We start from the raw sequence: 17,654 nt of genomic DNA on the forward strand, positions 1-17,654 counted from the left end.
TGACTGTCAGCTCCTCTTGCCACGAGGCACCCCATGATCCGCGAAGAATTCCTGCGTCTAGCCGCTGCCGGCTACAACCGCATCCCGCTCGCCTGCGAAACCCTGGCCGACTTCGACACGCCGCTGTCGATCTACCTCAAGCTGGCCGACCAGCCCAACTCCTACCTGCTCGAATCGGTGCAGGGCGGCGAGAAATGGGGCCGTTATTCCATGATTGGCTTGCCGTGCCGTACGGTGCTGCGGGTGCATGGCCATCGCATCAGCGTGACCCACGACGGCGTCGAGATCGAAAGCCTCGACGTCGAGGATCCGCTGGCGTTCGTCGAATCCTTCAAGGCCCGCTACAACGTGCCAACCATCCCGGGACTGCCCCGTTTCAACGGTGGCCTGGTCGGATATTTCGGCTACGACTGCGTGCGCTACGTGGAAAAACGTCTCGGCACCTGCCCGAATCCTGACCCGCTGGGCGTGCCGGACATCCTGCTGATGGTCTCCGACGCTGTGGTGGTCTTCGATAACCTCGCCGGCAAGATGCATGCGATTGTCCTGGCAGACCCGTCCCAGGAAGATGCCTACGAGCAAGGTCAGAAAAGCCTGCAGGCGCTGTTGGAAAAGCTCCGTCAACCGATCACGCCGCGCCCAGGCCTGGATTTCAGCAAGCAGTCGGCCGCCGATCCGGTGTTCCGTTCCAGCTTCACCCAGGATGACTATGAACGGGCCGTCGATACCATCAAGGAATACATCCTTGCCGGTGACTGCATGCAAGTGGTGCCGTCGCAACGAATGTCCATCGACTTCAAGGCGGCGCCCATCGATCTCTACCGGGCGTTGCGCTGCTTCAACCCGACGCCCTACATGTACTTCTTCAATTTCGGCGATTTCCACGTCGTGGGCAGTTCGCCGGAAGTGCTGGTGCGGGTCGAAGACAACCTGATCACCGTGCGACCGATCGCCGGTACTCGCCCCCGTGGCGCCACGGGAGAGGCGGACCGGGCCCTCGAAGAGGACCTGCTGTCGGACGACAAGGAAATCGCCGAGCACCTGATGCTGATCGACCTGGGGCGCAACGACACCGGGCGTGTCTCGGAGATCGGTTCGGTAAAACTCACCGAAAAAATGGTCATCGAGCGCTATTCCAACGTGATGCACATCGTGTCCAACGTTACCGGGCAGTTGAAAGCCGGGTTGACGGCCATGGACGCCTTGAGGGCGATCCTGCCGGCCGGCACGTTGTCGGGCGCACCGAAAATCCGGGCGATGGAAATCATCGACGAACTGGAACCGGTCAAGCGCGGTGTGTACGGCGGGGCGGTGGGTTACTTCGCCTGGAACGGCAACATGGACACCGCCATTGCGATTCGTACCGCGGTCATCAAGAACGGCGAACTCCACGTACAAGCTGGCGGTGGCATCGTTGCTGACTCGGTGCCGGCATTGGAGTGGGAAGAAACCCTGAACAAGCGTCGGGCGATGTTCCGTGCCGTGGCGTTGGCGGAGCAGACTTCAGGCGACTGAAGCCCTCCCTCGACAACCTGTGGCCAAGGGCTTTCCCGCCCCAACGGCCGTTTTTAAAGTCAGTGAATCAAAAGGTTGCTACGCCATGTTGCTGATGATCGATAACTACGACTCCTTTACCTACAACGTTGTGCAATACCTTGGCGAACTCGGTGCCGAGGTCAAGGTGGTGCGCAACGACGAGCTGACCATCGCCGAAATCGAGGCCCTCAAGCCCGAGCGCATCGTCGTCTCCCCTGGCCCGTGTACGCCGACCGAAGCGGGCATTTCCATCGAAGCCATCAAGTATTTTGCCGGCAAGCTGCCGATCCTCGGCGTGTGCCTGGGCCATCAGTCGATCGGCCAGGCGTTCGGTGGCGATGTAGTGCGCGCCCGTCAAGTCATGCATGGCAAGACCAGCCCGGTGTTTCATGAAGACAAGGGTGTATTCGAAGGCCTGAATCATCCGCTTACCGTCACCCGCTACCACTCCCTCGTCGTCAAGCACGATACGCTGCCCGACTGCTTGGAGTTGACTGCCTGGACCCAGCTCGAAGACGGTTCGGTCGACGAGATCATGGGGGTGCGACACAAGACGTTAAATATCGAAGGTGTGCAATTCCACCCTGAGTCTATCCTCACTGAACAGGGCCACGAGCTGTTCGCCAACTTCCTCAAACAAACCGGCGGCACGCGCTAAGGACTTTTCATGGATATCAAGACAGCCCTGAACCGTATCGTCGGCCAGCTCGACCTGAGCACCGAAGAAATGCGCGACGTGATGCGCGAAATCATGACTGGCCAATGCACGGATGCGCAGATTGGTGCGTTCATGATGGCCATGCGCATGAAGAGCGAGAGCATCGACGAAATCGTCGGCGCCGTGACCACCATGCGGGAACTGGCGGACAAGGTCGAACTCAAGACGCTGGACGGCGTGGTGGACGTGGTAGGGACTGGCGGTGATGGTGCCAATATCTTCAATGTGTCCACCGCCTCGGCATTTGTCGTCGCTGCGGCGGGTTGCACTGTCGCCAAGCATGGCAACCGTGCAGTCTCGGGCAAGAGCGGCAGTGCCGACCTGCTGGAGGCTGCGGGTATCTACCTGAACCTGACCCCGGTTCAGGTGGCTCGCTGTATCGATAGCGTGGGCATCGGCTTCATGTTCGCCCAGACCCACCACAGTGCCATGAAGCATGCCGCCGCGCCCCGTCGGGAGTTGGGCTTGCGCACGCTGTTCAATATGCTCGGCCCGCTTACGAATCCGGCCGGTGTGAGGCATCAGGTGGTGGGAGTGTTCAGCGAGGCGTTGTGCCTGCCTTTGGCCGAGGTATTGCAACGTCTGGGCAGCAAGCACGTGCTGGTGGTCCATTCGAAGGATGGCCTGGATGAGTTCAGCCTGGCGGCGCCCACCTTCGTGGCTGAGCTAAAAAATGATCAGATTACGCAATACTGGGTCGAACCTGAGGACCTGGGCATGAAGAGCCAGAGCCTCCATGGGCTGGCAGTGGATGGCCCGGCCCAGTCGCTGGAATTGATCCGCGATGCCTTGGGGCGTCGTAAGACCGAGAACGGCCAGAAGGCAGCCGAGATGATCGTGCTCAACGCGGGTGCCGCGTTGTACGCCGCCGATCATGCCAGCAGCCTCAAGCAAGGTGTCGAGTTGGCCCATGATGCGCTGCACACCGGCCTGGCCCGTGAAAAACTGGAAGAATTGGGCGCGTTTACCGCCGTATTCAAAGTGGAGAATGAAGGATGAGCGTGCCAACGGTTCTGGAAAACATTCTGGCTCGCAAGAAGCAGGAAGTCGCCGAGCGCAGTGCCCGGGTCAGCTTGGCCGAGTTGGAAAACCTCGCACGTTCGGCCGATGCGCCTCGCGGCTTTGCCCAGGCGCTGATCGAACAGGCGAAGAAGAAGCAGCCGGCGGTGATTGCCGAAATCAAGAAGGCCTCCCCGAGCAAAGGTGTGATTCGCGAGCATTTCGTTCCGGCCGACATCGCCAAGAGCTACGAGAACGGCGGCGCGACCTGCCTTTCGGTGCTGACCGATGTGGATTTCTTCCAAGGCGCCGACGACTATCTCAAGCAGGCGCGGGCGGCATGCAAGCTGCCGGTGATCCGCAAGGATTTCATGATCGACCCGTACCAGATCGTCGAGGCCCGGGCCTTGGGCGCCGATTGCGTGCTGTTGATCGTTTCCGCCCTGGACGACGCGAAGATGGCCGAGTTGGCCGCGGTTGCGAAGGGCGTCGGCTTGGATGTGCTGGTGGAAGTCCACGACGGCGAAGAGCTGGAACGGGCCCTCAAGACCCTGGATACCAAGCTGGTCGGCGTGAACAATCGCAACCTGCACACCTTCGAAGTCAACCTGGAAACGACCTTGGACCTGTTGCCGCGAATCCCCCGTGATCGGCTGGTCATCACCGAAAGCGGCATCCTCAACCGGGCCGATGTCGAGTTGATGGAAATCAGCGACGTGTATTCGTTCCTGGTAGGCGAAGCGTTCATGCGGGCCGAAAGCCCGGGCATGGAGTTGCAACGGTTGTTCTTTCCCGAGCGCAGCGTTCCGGTGACTGGCTCGACGTTGGACTGAACGAATGTCTCCCGCCATTTCCTTTACTGTCGAAAACGGCTTGCAAGCCGAACAGGACTTGCTGGCGAGCGTTTGCGCCGGTGACGCTGAGTCCGGCTTGCTGTTCTGGCAACCGAATGACCGCGCGCTGGTCATGCCGCGTCGCCTGAGTCGCTTGCCGGGATTCGACATCGCCTGCGAAGTATCAGCCGCCCATGGCTGGCCGGTACTCCTGCGCGAAACCGGCGGCGAGCCGGTGCCTCAATCAGCCGCGACGATCAATATCGCGCTGGTCTACGCACCGCCGCGCAGTGAAGGTGATCATGGGCGGATCGAAACCGCCTATCGTCGGTTATGCGATCCCATCTGCCAGTTGCTCGATGAATTGGGCGGGGTGGCGTCGCTAGGGGAAGTGGCGGGCGCCTTTTGTGATGGGCGCTTCAATGTCAATCTGGACGGTCGGAAGATGGTAGGCACCGCCCAGCGTTGGCGACAGAGCAAGGGAGGGCAGCGTCCGGTAGGGCTGGTGCATGGCGCACTACTGCTGGACGACGAGCGCGAAGCCATGGTCGCGGCGGTCAATCGTTTCAATGAAGCCTGTGGCCTGGAGCAACGCGTGCGTGCCGAGAGCCATATTGCCCTTCATGAAAAATTTCCCGCGCCCCACGCCCTGGAGCGACTCGAGACTTTGTACCAGGAACTGCTGGACAGTCTCTAGCGGGTGCCGAAGACCACCATCGTCTTGCCTTTGACGCTGACCAGGTTGCGTTCTTCCAGGTCCTTGAGCACACGGCCAACCATCTCGCGGGAGCAGCCGACAATTCGGCCGATTTCCTGACGCGTCACTTTGATCTGCATCCCGTCGGGGTGGGTCATGGCGTCGGGCTGCTTGCACAGGTCCAAAAGGCAACGGGCGACACGACCGGTTACGTCGAAGAAGGCGAGGTCGCCTACCTTGCGCGTGGTGTTGCGCAGGCGCTGTGCGATTTGTCCGCTGAGGACGAAAAGGATGTCCGGATCCTGCTGCGACAGCTCCCGAAATTTGCTGTAGCCGATTTCTGCGACTTCGCATTCGACTTTCGCCCGCACCCAAGCGCTGCGCTCTTGCTCCTTGCCGGCCTGTTCGAACAAACCCAACTCGCCGAAGAAGTCCCCCGAATTGAGGTAGGCGATGATCATCTCCCGTCCTTCATCGTCCTCGATCAGGATAGTGACTGATCCCTTGATGATGAAGAACAGCGTGTCGGAACGGTCCCCCGCACAAATGATGTTGTGCTTGGCGGGGTAGCGGCGACGCTGGCAATGCATCAAGAGCTTGTCGAGATTCTTGATCTTGGACGTGGGAGTAATGGCAACCATGGTTGTGTCCCGAAAAACTGCGCGGTTTGGTGTCTGATTGTTATGAAGGCGAATAGCTATCGCAAAAGCTGGCCATACGCCAGCGACTGGGCGCCAGCTTAACAGAGGCGTCTTAATTAATTTGAGAATTTACCGAGTGTAATCTGCGCCGGGCGCCCTCAGGCGGGAGCAGCCATTACCGGGGGCTGTGCTAAGCTGGCGCCCCCTTTTTATGACAGTGGAGTCTTGACGATGAAGGCACGCATCCAATGGGCTGGCGAAGCCATGTTCCTCGGTGAGTCGGGCAGCGGTCATGTGGTCGTCATGGATGGCCCGCCGGACGCCGGAGGTCGGAACCTGGGTGTTCGGCCAATGGAAATGCTGCTGCTGGGTGTTGGTGGCTGCAGCAATTTCGATGTGGTCAGCATCCTCAAGAAGTCGCGCCAAGCGGTCGAAAGTTGCGAAGCCTTCCTGGAAGCCGAGCGGGCGACCGAGGATCCGAAGGTTTTCACCAAGATCCATATGCACTTTGTGGTGAAGGGCCGGGGGCTGAAAGAGGCCCAGGTCAAGCGCGCCATCGAGCTGTCGGCCGAGAAATATTGTTCGGCCTCGATCATGCTCGGCGCCGCCGGTGTTGAAATCACTCACGATTATGAAATCATCGAATTGGGTTGAATCGACATCCAACCATCACAAAAGCGGTGCAAGCTCTGGCGATCAGAAGCTGACGTCTGCATAATGCGCCACTTTTTTCAGGGCAGTGATCGGCTTGCGGCCGGTCCCTTGCCTGGACAGACAACCAAAATCGCCATCGCGAAGAGGTGTTAACCGTCCTACGCAGGTGCGTCGTTCGCATCTGACGGGCATGCTTGATCACGCGGCCAGGCCGCAATACACAGAGAGTTTTCAAACGGTGAAAAGCAAACTCAAGCTCCATGGGTTCAATAACCTGACAAAGACCTTGAGCTTCAACATCTATGACATCTGCTATGCGGAAACCCCGCAAGACCAGCAGGCCTACGTCGAGTACATCAATAAAGAGTACAACGCCAAGCGCCTCACGCAGATTCTCACGGAAGTTGTCGATATCATTGGTGCCAACATCCTGAACATAGCAAGTCAGGACTATGAGCCCCAGGGCGCCAGCGTGACTATCTTGATTTCGGAAGAGCCGGTGACACCGACCGACAGCCAAATCGAAGAGTCCCCGGGCCCGTTGCCTGAAATTATCCTGGCCCACCTCGACAAGAGCCATATCACGGTCCACACCTATCCGGAAATCCATCCAGTGGATGGCATCGCTACGTTCCGAGTGGACATCGACGTGTCGACCTGTGGGGTCATTTCACCGCTCAAGGCACTCAACTTCCTGATTCACCAATTCGATTCCGATATCGTGACCGTGGATTATCGCGTACGTGGGTTTACCCGGGACGTGGAAGGCCACAAGCACTTCATCGATCACGAGATCAATTCGATCCAGAACTACCTCTCCGAAGACACTCGCGACGCGTACCAGATGACGGACGTGAACGTGTATCAGGAGAACCTGTTCCACACCAAAATGCTGCTCAAGGACTTTGAGCTGGATAACTACCTGTTCGGCGACGCCACGAGCAATCTGTCTGCTGAACAGCGTGGGCAGGTGGAAGAGCGGGTCAAGCACGAAATGCTGGAAATTTTTTACGCGCGCAATATGCCGCGCTAAAGTTTCGGCTATGAAAAAAGGCGACTGTCCATGGACAGCCGCCTTTTTCGTTTTGGAAGGCCTCGTTCCGCTTTCGCTATCAGATCCGATAAGTACTCTTGGTCATGACTTTGGCCAGCAGGCTCATGCCAAATTTGACGGGGGCCGGGAAGCGGAAGCCGCCGGCTTCCAGAGCGCTTTCGGCGTGGTGCTCTTCATCTTCACGCATCTGCTCAAGAATCGCCCGGGACTTGTCATCCTCGACGGGCAATTGCTGCAGGTGCTCATTCAGGTGCTTGCACACCTGATGCTCGGTCGCCGCGACAAAACCAAGGCTGACCTTGTCACTGATCAGGCCTGCCACGGCGCCGATCCCGAACGACATGCCATAAAACAGGGGATTCAGCACGCTGGTGTGGCTGCCCAACTGGCGAATGCGTTGTTCACACCAGACCAGATGGTCAATTTCTTCCTCGGCGGCCTGTTCCATCGCTTCGCGTACCTGCGGCAATTTCGCTGTCAGCGCCTGGCCTTGGTAGAGCGCCTGGGCGCAGACTTCACCGGTATGGTTGATGCGCATCAGTCCGGCGACATGGCGAGTCTCTTCATCGCTCATCTGCACGTCCGGCTGCACGATGGCCGGCGATGGACGGTACGGCTGGCCACTGAAGGGCAACAGCGTACGCATCGCGGTGTCGGCCTGCAGCAGCAGGCGATCGATGGGCGAGTAGTGACGTTGCGTAGTCATGCTTACCTCCGGAAAGAATCTCGGCGGCCAGTTTAACTCAATCGGCCACTGGGGATTTGCGTTGGATCATGGATCAGCCCGGCGGCCAATTCATCTGGCGCTGTCCGAGCACATGCATATGAATGTGATAGACGGTCTGCCCACCGAGTTCATTGCAGTTCATCACCACCCGGAAGCCTTCTTCGCAACCCAGCTCGACGGCCAGGCGCTGGGCCGTGTACAGGATATGCCCAGCCAGTCCTTTGTCGTCCTCGGTCAGGTCATTGAGGGTGCGGATCGGTTTCTTTGGAATGACCAGGAAGTGAACCGGTGCCTGTGGAGCAATGTCGTGGAAGGCCAGGACCTGGTCATCCTCATAGATGATCTTCGCCGGGATTTCCCGGTTGATGATCTTGGTAAATAGGGTATCCACAGCGGTCTCTCCGTTGGTTTAGTCGAAGTCGAGTGTACTGAAGGGCTGGTTTGCCAGCCCGGGTTTTTCAGCTTGAAGGAATCAGCGCGGACAGCAGGCCTTGTTGAGCATGCCGCTGACGGTCCGGACCAGCCAGCGTGGTCCCAACCGCGGCAGCGAGGTGAACCAGCGATTGCGGCGTCCGGGAATGATAATGGCTCGATTCCTATCCAGCGCGCGAACGGTATAGAGCGCAACTTCCTCAGGGCTCATCAATTTCTTCTTGCCGTCGAGTTTCTGTTCATCCAGTTGTGCCTTCGCGAAAAAGTCCGTGCGAGTCGGCCCGGGGCACAGTACCGAGACGTTGATTGCGCATTTTTTCAATTCGACCCGCAGGGCTTCGGAGAAGTGCAGCACATAGGCTTTGCTGGCGTGATACGTGCTCATCCAGGGGCCGGGCAGGAAGGCAGCAGTCGATGCGACGTTGAGTATCTGGCCGCCGCCATGCAGCGCCATGCTGTTGCCTATTGCATGGCAGAGGCGTGTGAGGGCAAGGATATTCACTTCGATCAGGTCTTGTTCGGTCATCCAGTCCTGGGCCAGGAACGGACCACTGGTGCCGATGCCGGCGCAATTGACCAGCAGATCGATCTGGCGCTCGCCTTCCTCCAATTCCAGCAGGAAGCCTGAGAGTCGAAGGGGTTCTCCCAGGTCGCAGGCGCGGAACAACACCTCCACGCCAAACCGTTGGGTCAGCTCTATTGCAATACTTTCCAGCCGATCACGCTGTCGAGCTACCAATATCAGGTTGCGCCCACGCCGGGCCAGTGCTTCGGCCATGGCCAGGCCGATACCACTGGAAGCACCAGTGATCAGAGCGTAACGGGTCATGCAGTTCTCCATCGCCGCGCAGGGCGCCGGTGGACTGAGCTGTCACCGGCGCAAAGCGCGCTTATTGTTCCTCTTCTTCGTAGTCTACAGAAGGTGCGGCTGGCTCGGCTGCTTCGGCGGCCGGTTCTTCGGCCGATTCGTCAATGGATTCGCTGCTTTCATAACTGCTCAAGGAGCTGCTGCCGTACTCCTCGCCGATGCTGCTGAATGCGCCAGCCAATGCACCGATGAAAATCAGGGCGATCAGGACGACCCACAGCCAGGCAAGAACCTTGACCGCGGTGCTGTTGGGCGGAGGTGGAGGGCCGTAGCGATTCGGGCCACTATTGCCTGGAGCGAATATGAGGACGAATGGGAAGAGGCTGCCCACGAACGGCACCAGGTTGAGCAACCACAGCCATCCGGACCAGCCGAGATCGTGCAGGCGCTGAGCGCTGAACTGGATACTCACGTAGGCAAAAGCGAGGAAGATGGCTACGGCTACGAGTCCGCCGATGATCATCGCGGTCGTCGAGCTGGCGACGAGCAACCAGGACAGGCTCAACCAGAATGCAATCCCGACCACAGGCATTACCGCCAGTGTCAGAACCATGGTCCAGGCCAGGTACCGCAGGCGCCCGATACGGCCTTCGAAACTGAAGGGCTTGAGCGGGCCGTATTCGGCGAGCGTTGCGCCTACCGGGGCGCGGGGAGGGGCATAGGGGGAAACGGGGTCAAGTATGGAGTCCGGGTGGCGCCCGCTTGCCTGATGCGGCGATTCCTGCACCTCGCCGAGGTCCAGCTGAAGGGACGGTTCTGCTTCGATTCGTGCATCGATGCCGCTTTTATGCAGCGCTTCCAGGTACTTCTGCGCGTCGCCCTGGGACAGGTTGTTTTTAAGCGACACCTTGCGACCACTGAACAAACGTTCAATGGCGCTGACATCGCTCTTGAACAGCTCCGCGAGGTTTAGCTTGGCGGTAGTGGTATCGACGCCTGGCAACAGGGCTCCGTCGAATACAATGTTGAAGCGGGTTTCGCTCATGCCTGGCATCCTTGTCTTTCAAAGTTGGTTTGTGTTTTTGGGTTCAGCGGGGCCATTGGCCTCCGAGCTGTGCCGCCCGCGCTTGTGCCTGGCGGTATTCTTTATCCAGGCGCGCGATCAGTTGATCGACGCTGGGTAAATCGTTGATTTCACCAACGCCCTGGCCTGCGGACCATACGGTCTTCCAGGCCTTGGCTTCATCGCTCAGCGGTTTGAGTTTCGATCCAGGATCTGCCGCGCTCTTGTTCTGCAGGGCAAGCAGGTCGAAGCCGGCATCTTCCAGGCTCTGTCGCATGAAACTGGCTGGCACGCCGGACACTGCGGGAGTATGCACGATGTCTGCGGCCCTGGATGTGAGCAACATCTCTTTATAAGCGTCGGACGCGTGACTTTCTGTCGTGCCAATGAACCGCGTTCCGAAGTAGGCCAGATCCGCGCCGAGCAGTTGCGCCGCCAAAATCTGATGGCCGTGGTTCAAACATCCTGCGAGCAGCAGGGTTTTATCAAAGAACTGCCGAATTTCGGCGACCAAAGCGAAAGGGCTCCAGGTCCCGGCATGCCCTCCAGCACCGGCCGCGACGGCAATCAAGCCGTCTACACCTGCTTCCGCGGCTTTTTCTGCGTGACGGCGAGTAGTCACGTCGTGAAAAACCAGGCCGCCATACCCATGCACCGCATCCACCAGCTCTTTTACCGCGCCCAGGCTGGTAATGACGATAGGTACCTTGTGCTCGATGCAGATCGCCAGGTCAGCCTGGAGCCGCGGGTTGCTGGCATGAACGATTAGATTGACCGCGTAGGGCGCTGGCTTTTCCATTGTTGCCAGGCCCGCTTCGATTTCTTCCAGCCAAGCCTTGAAACCGCTGCTTTCGCGTTGGTTCAGTGCCGGGAAACTGCCGACAACGCCATTGCGACAGCAGGCAAGCACGAGCTGGGGATTGGAAATCAGGAACATCGGCGCGGCAACGACAGGCAGCCGCAGACGTTCTTCAAGCAAAGCGGGCAACGGCATGGGATGTACCCCCCGATCGAATAGTGCTACTGGACTTTAGAACGGCCGGACTACGACCAGAATTACGATAGCCAGCAATATCAGAACTGGCACCTCGTTGAACCAGCGATAAAAGACATGGCTGCGGGTGTTCTCGCCACGAGCGAAGCGTTTTACTTGGGCGCCGCACATGTGGTGATAACCGATCAGCAGAACGACCAGGGTCAACTTGGCGTGCATCCAGCCACCCTGGGTGAAGTAGGCGCCGGCATTGAGGCTGAGCAACCAAATGCCAAACACTAGCGTGGCAATCATCGCCGGGCCCATGATGCCGCGATACAACTTGCGCTCCATCACGCAGAAGCGCTCCTTGCTGACGTTGTCTTCGCTTTGGGCGTGATAGACAAACAGGCGCGGCAGGTAGAACAAACCGGCGAACCAACAAACCATGCTGACGATGTGAAGTGCCTTGAGCCACAGATAGAGCATTTTTAGTTATTCCAAGATTCACGGTAGCCCGATAGTAGAGGTTGGAGCGGCCACACGTCACCTTGACGGTTGTCGCCACGCGTTGTGGCCCCTATTATCGACGGCTTTCCAGTGGTTCGTTGAGGGCAGGTTTATGGTCAAGGTCGGTATCGTCGGCGGCACGGGTTACACCGGTGTCGAACTGCTGCGTCTGTTGGCGCAGCATCCGCAAGCTGAGGTGGTGGTCATCACCTCCCGATCCGAGGCCGGCCTGGCCGTCGCCGACATGTATCCGAACCTGCGAGGCCATTACGACGGCCTGGCATTCAGCGTTCCGGACATCAAGACCCTGGGCGCCTGCGATGTGGTGTTCTTTGCCACTCCTCATGGCGTTGCTCACGCCTTGGCGGGGGAGCTGTTGGCGGCCGGAACCAAGGTGATCGATCTGTCGGCTGACTTCCGCCTGCAGGACGCGGACGAATGGGCCAAGTGGTACGGCCAGCCCCACGGGGCACCGGAGCTTCTGGATGAGGCGGTCTACGGCTTGCCGGAAGTCAATCGCGAGAAAATCAGGCAGGCACGATTGATCGCCGTGCCGGGTTGCTATCCGACTGCTACGCAGTTGGGCTTCCTGCCGTTGCTCGAGGCCGGTCTTGCCGACACTTCGCGCCTGATCGCTGATTGCAAATCCGGGGTCAGTGGCGCCGGTCGAGGCGCCAGTGTCGGCTCGCTGTATTCCGAAACGTCGGAAAGCATGAAGGCCTATGCGGTAAAAGGGCATCGCCACTTGCCGGAAATCCGCCAAGGGTTGCGTCGGGCGGCGGGCAAGGACGTCGGCCTGACGTTTGTGCCGCACCTGACGCCAATGATTCGTGGAATCCATTCCACTCTTTACGCAACGGTGGTCGATCGCTCCGTCGATTTGCAGGCGCTGTTCGAGAAACGCTACGCCAACGAACCGTTCGTCGACGTTATGCCGGCCGGCAGCCATCCGGAAACCCGTAGCGTGCGCGGTGCGAACGTTTGCCGGATCGCCGTGCATCGTCCGCAAGATGGGGACTTGGTCGTGGTGTTGTCGGTCATCGATAACCTGGTCAAGGGCGCGTCCGGCCAAGCGGTGCAAAACCTGAACATCCTGTTCGGTCTGGATGAGCGCCTGGGATTGTCCCATGCGGGGATGTTGCCTTAACAGCAGTAACAAGCTGCAAGCTTTAAGCTACAAGCTTGCAGCTTTGAACTTGTAGCTTGCTGCTCCGCAAATAGTTGACCAATTTTGTAGGAGAAGCGGATAATGCCCGCCATCACGCATTATGGCGGCGTAAGCGCCGGGAGATATTCAGCATGAGCGTCGAAACCTTCACCCCCACGGCTTTGCAATTCACCCACGGTGCCGCGCACAAGGTGAAGAGCCTGGTCGATGAAGAGGGCAATGATCGTTTGAAGCTGCGCGTATTCGTAACGGGCGGCGGTTGTTCCGGTTTTCAGTACGGCTTCACTTTCGATGAAGAAGTGGCCGAAGACGACACCATCGTTGAGCGCGAAGGCGTCAGCCTGGTGGTTGACCCGATGAGCTTCCAGTACCTGGCGGGTGCCGAGGTGGATTACCAGGAGGGCCTGGAAGGGTCGCGGTTCGTGATCAAGAACCCTAACGCGACCACTACCTGTGGATGTGGTTCTTCGTTCTCGATCTAAGCGTTTCAATAAATAAAAAACCGCAGCGCCGTACGGCCCTGCGGTTTTTTATTGTCCGCCTTTTTTGATATCAGGCCGGATAGATGGCGCCGAGTATGCGCAAGCCACGGGCGCCCGTGACACTTGGGCGATTGCCTGGAATGCCTTCAAGGCAACAATGTGCAAGCCAGGCGAAAGCCATGGCTTCAACCCAGTCCGGGTCTACGCCGTATAGCGCCGTACTGCTGACCTTGGCATTCGGCAGCAAGTCAGCCAGACGCTTCATGAGCGTCTGGTTGTGCGCGCCACCGCCGCATACCAGCAACTCTTGAGTGTTCGATTGGGCATGCTGCAGTGATTCAATAATCGTCAGGGCAGTCAGCTCAAGCAATGTTGCCTGTACGTCCTCCGGAGCGAAGGCTGGCAGGTGCGACAAATGCTGGTTGAGCCAGGGCAGGTTGAAGACTTCGCGCCCGGTGCTTTTCGGCCCCTTGGTGACAAAAAAGGGGTCGCTGAGCAACGTCTTGAGCAAGGTTGGTTCGACTTTCCCGCTGGCAGCCCATTGGCCATTGCGATCAAAGTGTTCGCCTCGTTGTTGATGTATCCATGCATCGAGCAGCACATTGCCTGGGCCACAATCGAAACCGGCGACCGGCTTTTCAGGTTCTATCAGGCTGAGATTGCTGAAGCCGCCGACATTCAGTACGGCACGATGACCGACTCGTTCTTCGAACAGAGCTTCGTGAAACGCTGGAACCAGTGGGGCGCCTTGCCCGCCAGCGGCGACGTCGCGGCTGCGGAAGTCACTGACGACGCTGATGCCGGTCAGCTCACTCAACAGTGCCGGATTGCCGATTTGCACGGTAAAGCCACGGGACGGCTCGTGGCGAATGGTCTGGCCGTGGCTGCCAATGGCCGTGATGGCCTCAGGCTTGAGTTTCTGTTCGTTGAGTAGGGCATGGATGCCCTGTGCGGCCAGTTTTACCCAGCTGTGCTGAGCCATGGCGGAACGGGCGATCTCATCGGGCCCGCTGCTGCACAACTCGAGCAGTTCGGTGCGCAGAGTGGCGGGCATGGGAATGTAGTGGGTGGCGATCAATTTGATCGCCGGGGCCAGTTCGACCAGTGCGATATCCAAGCCATCGAGGCTGGTCCCGGACATCACACCGATATAGAGCGCCATTGCTTAGCGCTTGCTCGAAGCCAGCATGGTGGCTTTTTCTTGATCCATGCGAGCCATCAATGGCTGGCTTTGGGCCAGGAAGCGCGCACGCTCGGCCTTGGCGATCGGGTCGGCCATCGGCAATTTCTGGCCGAGCGGATCGACATGGACGCCGTTGACTTGGAATTCATAATGCAAGTGTGGGCCGGTGGACAGGCCGGTGGTGCCGATATATCCAATAACCTGGCCTTGCTTGACAGTGCCTCCCGTCTTCACACCCTTGGCGAAGCCTTGCATGTGGCCATACAGCGTACGGTAGGTATTGCCGTGCTGGATGATCACGGTGTTGCCATAACCGCCGCGACGTCCGGCCAGCAAGACCTTGCCGTCGCCGGCCGCCTTGATCGGTGTGCCACGGGGGGCGGCGTAATCGACACCTTTGTGGGCGCGAATCTTGTTCAGGATCGGATGCTTGCGACCGGCGGAGAACTTCGAACTGATGCGGGCGAAATCCACCGGCGTACGGATGAATGCCTTGCGCATGCTGTTTCCGTCGGCGGTGTAGTAGCTGCTGTTGCCCTGCTTGTTGGTGTAGCGCACAGCAGTGTAGGTCTTGCCGCGGTTGGTAAAACGCGCGGAAAGAATCGGGCCGTTACCGACGCTCTTCCCGTTGACCACTTTCTGTTCGTAGATGACGTCGAATTCGTCGCCCTGGCGAATATCCTGGGCAAAGTCGATGTCGTAGCCAAATACGCTGGCCATGTCCATGGTCAGGCTATGGGAGAGCCCCGCGCGCGCTGCCGACTGGGACAATGAGCTGTTTATGACGCCATGGACGTAGGCTGATCGGACGGTGGGCTTTGCCGTGACGCGGTTGAACACATAACCCTTGTCATTCTTGGTCAGGGTGATGCTTTCCAGGTCGCTCAGCTTGGTGTGCAGGTTGGTCAGCTGACCTTCTGGGTTGAGTTCGAACTCCAGTTTCTGACCACGTTGCAGTTGAGTGAATTGCTTGGCTTGCTTGTCGCTGGCCAGGATCTCATGGACCGAGGTGGAGGGCAGGCCAACCTTTTCGAAGAGAGTGGAAAGTGTGTCGCCTTTGGCGACAATCACTTCACGATGGTCAGGCCCTTTCTTTTCTTCTGCTATTGCGGGCGCTTCTGCCTGGGCGGCGGCCGTGGCAGCGTCTTCCGGGTTATTTTCAATCTGCGCGAATGGAGAGGCGGTCGGCTCGTTTGTGGCTTGAACGGCTTCGGCGGCGTCTTGTTCTTGTGTCAGTTGTTCAGCAGGACTTTCCAGTTCAAGACTCAGAGTCGTCTTTTTGGCTTCAACATCGCTGGAGGGAAACACCAGCAGCGCCAGGCTTAGGAGGGCTGCGATGCCACTGGCGGCAAGCAGGTGGGTCTTCGGGTAAAGCGGCGGCGCTTTAGACGGTTCTGTGGTCATAGGTAATTTTGACTTTTGAAAAAATGAATTGGAAAAGATGAATGACATGATGAAGATGAAATAACTGTATAAAATATAACCAAAACCCCCGCGAAGCAAGCCCGCGAACGCTCTGTTCTGTGGATCGGCGTCCGTGCGCCGGGCAAGCCTTGTATTTGGTGCGCGATCTTGTATGGTTGGGGCCCTTTGAATCTGAGCCTTACGGGTCTGTTATGAAGTCGGTTGAAGAGCAGCTAGCGCTGATCAAACGTGGTGCGGAAGAACTGTTGGTCGAGTCCGAGCTGATCGAAAAGCTCAAGCGCGGGCAGCCGCTGCGTATCAAGGCTGGCTTCGATCCGACGGCGCCCGATCTGCACCTGGGTCATACCGTGCTTATTAATAAGCTGCGCCAGTTCCAGGATCTGGGGCACCAGGTCATCTTCCTTATAGGGGACTTCACCGGCATGATCGGTGATCCGAGCGGGAAGAGTGCTACGCGCCCACCCCTGACCCGCGAGCAGGTTCTCGATAACGCCGAGACCTACAAGACTCAGGTTTTCAAGATTCTTGATCCGGCCAAGACCGAAGTGGCGTTCAACTCCACTTGGATGGATCAGATGGGGCCGGCGGATTTCATTCGCCTGACGTCTCAGTACACTGTGGCTCGCATGCTCGAACGCGATGATTTCGACAAGCGTTATACGACCAATCAACCCATCGCCATTCATGAGTTCCTCTATCCGCTTGTGCAGGGCTATGACTCGGTTGCGTTGCGTGCCGACGTAGAGCTCGGTGGTACCGACCAGAAGTTCAACCTGTTGATGGGGCGTGAGCTGCAGCGTGGTTATGGTCAGGAGGCGCAGTGCATTCTGACCATGCCATTGCTTGAAGGTCTGGACGGCGTGAAGAAGATGTCCAAATCGCTGGGCAACTACGTAGGTATCCAGGAAGCGCCGGGCGTCATGTACAGCAAGCTGGTTTCCATTCCCGATGTGCTGATGTGGCGTTACTTTGAGCTGTTGAGCTTCCGGTCCATGGATGAGATCAGTGCGTTCCGTGCCGACGTAGAGGCGGGCGCCAATCCACGGGACATCAAGATCAAGTTGGCTGAGGAGATCGTTGCTCGTTTTCATGGTGAGGAGGCTGCGGCCAATGCTCATCGTGCGGCGGGTAATCGTATGAAGGATGGTGAGCTGCCGGATGATCTGCCAGAGATCGAGCTGACTGCTGTTGAGAATATGCCGATTGCGGCGGTTCTTAATAAGGCAGGCTTGGTCAAGAATGCGGCAGTGGCGCGAGACCTGTTGGGTTCGGGTGGCGTGCGTATAGATGGTGAGGTTGTAGATCGCGCCTATATATATGAGCTGGGGTCCACTCATGTATGTCAGGCCGGCAAGAAAGCTTTCGCACGTATCACGCTGAAATCTGAGTAAAGCTGAAAATAACGGTTGACGGCAGATTCCAGGTGTCTATAATTCGCCCCACTTCCGGCGCAGTCGAAACGGAAAACTCCTTGAGTTTCAATGAGTTAAGTAGGTTTCGATAGGTCAGGCGCTTCAGTTCATCGAAGCGTTGAAGGAGTTGATAGAGTGGTGTTGTTTGGCTCTATTGGCGATTCGATCCTCTCGGTCGAAAGCGGTGAAAAAGAGGTGTTGACAGCAGCGAGCAACGCTGTAGAATTCGCCTCCCGCTAACGAGAGATCGAAAGCGCAAGTGGTTGAAGTTGTTAAGGATTTCCAAGCGAAACTTTGAAAACTTCTTAAAATAACCGCTTGACAGATACACGGGGCGCT

19 protein-coding genes are annotated in these 17,654 nt (G+C 58.2%); 10 read left to right on the forward strand and 9 right to left on the reverse strand.

The features are described from left to right. Nucleotides 1-33 precede the first annotated feature (33 nt). The 5 genes from trpE (at nt 34) to Q7C33_RS06705 (ending at nt 4,783) form a co-directional block, all read left to right on the forward strand. Nucleotides 34-1,515: an anthranilate synthase component I gene (gene trpE, locus Q7C33_RS06685; RefSeq protein ID WP_030139210.1), complete on the forward strand. Its 1,482-nt coding sequence runs from the start codon at nt 34-36 to the stop codon at nt 1,513-1,515. Between the two features lie 85 nt (nt 1,516-1,600). Next, nucleotides 1,601-2,194 (forward strand): aminodeoxychorismate/anthranilate synthase component II, encoded by a 594-nt coding sequence (locus Q7C33_RS06690; RefSeq protein ID WP_407683030.1) that lies wholly within the window; start codon nt 1,601-1,603, stop codon nt 2,192-2,194. 9 nt (nt 2,195-2,203) lie between these two features. Next, the gene (gene trpD / locus Q7C33_RS06695; protein ID WP_202335000.1) at nt 2,204-3,253 is read left to right on the forward strand and encodes an anthranilate phosphoribosyltransferase; all 1,050 of its coding nucleotides are present in this window, start codon (nt 2,204-2,206) and stop codon (nt 3,251-3,253) included. Beyond that, nucleotides 3,250-4,086, forward strand: coding sequence for an indole-3-glycerol phosphate synthase TrpC (gene trpC, locus Q7C33_RS06700; RefSeq protein ID WP_030139207.1), 837 nt, complete (start codon nt 3,250-3,252; stop codon nt 4,084-4,086). The genes trpD and trpC overlap by 4 nt, the downstream gene beginning before the upstream one ends. Before the next feature lie 4 nt (nt 4,087-4,090). Continuing rightward, entirely contained in the window at nt 4,091-4,783 is a 693-nt protein-coding gene (locus Q7C33_RS06705; RefSeq protein ID WP_030139206.1) for a lipoate--protein ligase family protein, read from the forward strand. Here the strand turns inward: Q7C33_RS06705 and crp are convergent. Beyond that, on the reverse strand, nt 4,780-5,424 hold the full coding sequence (crp, locus tag Q7C33_RS06710; RefSeq protein WP_030139205.1) for a cAMP-activated global transcriptional regulator CRP: 645 nt from the start codon (nt 5,422-5,424) through the stop codon (nt 4,780-4,782). The genes Q7C33_RS06705 and crp overlap by 4 nt on opposite strands. A gap of 231 nt (nt 5,425-5,655) precedes the next feature. On the opposite strand from crp, the gene Q7C33_RS06715 reads away from it, so the two are divergent. After that, nucleotides 5,656-6,078, forward strand: coding sequence for an OsmC family protein (locus tag Q7C33_RS06715; protein ID WP_008061600.1), 423 nt, complete (start codon nt 5,656-5,658; stop codon nt 6,076-6,078). Between the two features lie 238 nt (nt 6,079-6,316). Continuing rightward, a complete protein-coding gene (gene speD, locus Q7C33_RS06720; RefSeq protein ID WP_181287400.1) occupies nt 6,317-7,111 on the forward strand; it encodes an adenosylmethionine decarboxylase in 795 nt (264 codons plus the stop codon). A 79-nt stretch (nt 7,112-7,190) separates the two neighbouring features. Here speD and coq7 read toward each other — a convergent pair whose 3' ends face one another. From coq7 to hemJ, 6 genes are all read right to left on the reverse strand, one after another. Continuing rightward, a complete protein-coding gene (gene coq7 / locus Q7C33_RS06725) occupies nt 7,191-7,838 on the reverse strand; it encodes a 2-polyprenyl-3-methyl-6-methoxy-1,4-benzoquinone monooxygenase (RefSeq protein WP_202335001.1) in 648 nt (215 codons plus the stop codon). A 73-nt stretch (nt 7,839-7,911) separates the two neighbouring features. Then, entirely contained in the window at nt 7,912-8,250 is a 339-nt protein-coding gene (locus Q7C33_RS06730; protein WP_030139202.1) for a histidine triad nucleotide-binding protein, read from the reverse strand. An 81-nt stretch (nt 8,251-8,331) separates the two neighbouring features. Continuing rightward, complete coding sequence (locus tag Q7C33_RS06735; protein WP_217860468.1) at nt 8,332-9,120, reverse strand: SDR family NAD(P)-dependent oxidoreductase; 789 nt, start codon at nt 9,118-9,120, stop codon at nt 8,332-8,334. A 61-nt stretch (nt 9,121-9,181) separates the two neighbouring features. Continuing rightward, nucleotides 9,182-10,144 carry a DUF805 domain-containing protein gene (locus Q7C33_RS06740; RefSeq protein ID WP_407683031.1) on the reverse strand — a complete coding sequence of 321 codons (963 nt, stop codon included), beginning with the start codon at nt 10,142-10,144 and terminating at the stop codon, nt 9,182-9,184. Nucleotides 10,145-10,187: 43 nt separating this feature from the next. Continuing rightward, nucleotides 10,188-11,156, reverse strand: a complete 969-nt coding sequence (locus tag Q7C33_RS06745) for an NAD(P)H-dependent flavin oxidoreductase (protein WP_407683032.1) — start codon at nt 11,154-11,156, stop codon at nt 10,188-10,190. Between the two features lie 36 nt (nt 11,157-11,192). Next, nucleotides 11,193-11,624 (reverse strand): protoporphyrinogen oxidase HemJ, encoded by a 432-nt coding sequence (gene hemJ / locus Q7C33_RS06750; protein ID WP_030139198.1) that lies wholly within the window; start codon nt 11,622-11,624, stop codon nt 11,193-11,195. A gap of 133 nt (nt 11,625-11,757) precedes the next feature. On the opposite strand from hemJ, the gene argC reads away from it, so the two are divergent. Beyond that, a complete protein-coding gene (gene argC / locus Q7C33_RS06755; RefSeq protein ID WP_030139197.1) occupies nt 11,758-12,792 on the forward strand; it encodes an N-acetyl-gamma-glutamyl-phosphate reductase in 1,035 nt (344 codons plus the stop codon). A 152-nt stretch (nt 12,793-12,944) separates the two neighbouring features. Next, a complete protein-coding gene (gene erpA / locus Q7C33_RS06760; RefSeq protein WP_003177727.1) occupies nt 12,945-13,295 on the forward strand; it encodes an iron-sulfur cluster insertion protein ErpA in 351 nt (116 codons plus the stop codon). Between the two features lie 70 nt (nt 13,296-13,365). Here erpA and Q7C33_RS06765 read toward each other — a convergent pair whose 3' ends face one another. Both Q7C33_RS06765 and Q7C33_RS06770 read right to left on the reverse strand, forming a co-directional pair. Continuing rightward, nucleotides 13,366-14,457, reverse strand: a complete 1,092-nt coding sequence (locus tag Q7C33_RS06765) for an anhydro-N-acetylmuramic acid kinase (protein WP_407683033.1) — start codon at nt 14,455-14,457, stop codon at nt 13,366-13,368. A gap of 3 nt (nt 14,458-14,460) precedes the next feature. Then, nucleotides 14,461-15,882 (reverse strand): peptidoglycan DD-metalloendopeptidase family protein, encoded by a 1,422-nt coding sequence (locus Q7C33_RS06770; RefSeq protein WP_030139195.1) that lies wholly within the window; start codon nt 15,880-15,882, stop codon nt 14,461-14,463. A 212-nt stretch (nt 15,883-16,094) separates the two neighbouring features. Between Q7C33_RS06770 and tyrS the strand changes: the two genes are divergently transcribed. Further along, nucleotides 16,095-17,294, forward strand: a complete 1,200-nt coding sequence (tyrS, locus tag Q7C33_RS06775; RefSeq protein WP_407683034.1) for a tyrosine--tRNA ligase — start codon at nt 16,095-16,097, stop codon at nt 17,292-17,294. The last annotated feature ends 360 nt before the right edge of the window (nt 17,295-17,654 follow it).

The organism is Pseudomonas sp. BP11-1-1 (genome assembly GCF_052112105.1).
In the GTDB taxonomy this organism is placed as follows: Bacteria; Pseudomonadota; Gammaproteobacteria; order Pseudomonadales; family Pseudomonadaceae; genus Aquipseudomonas; species Aquipseudomonas alvandae.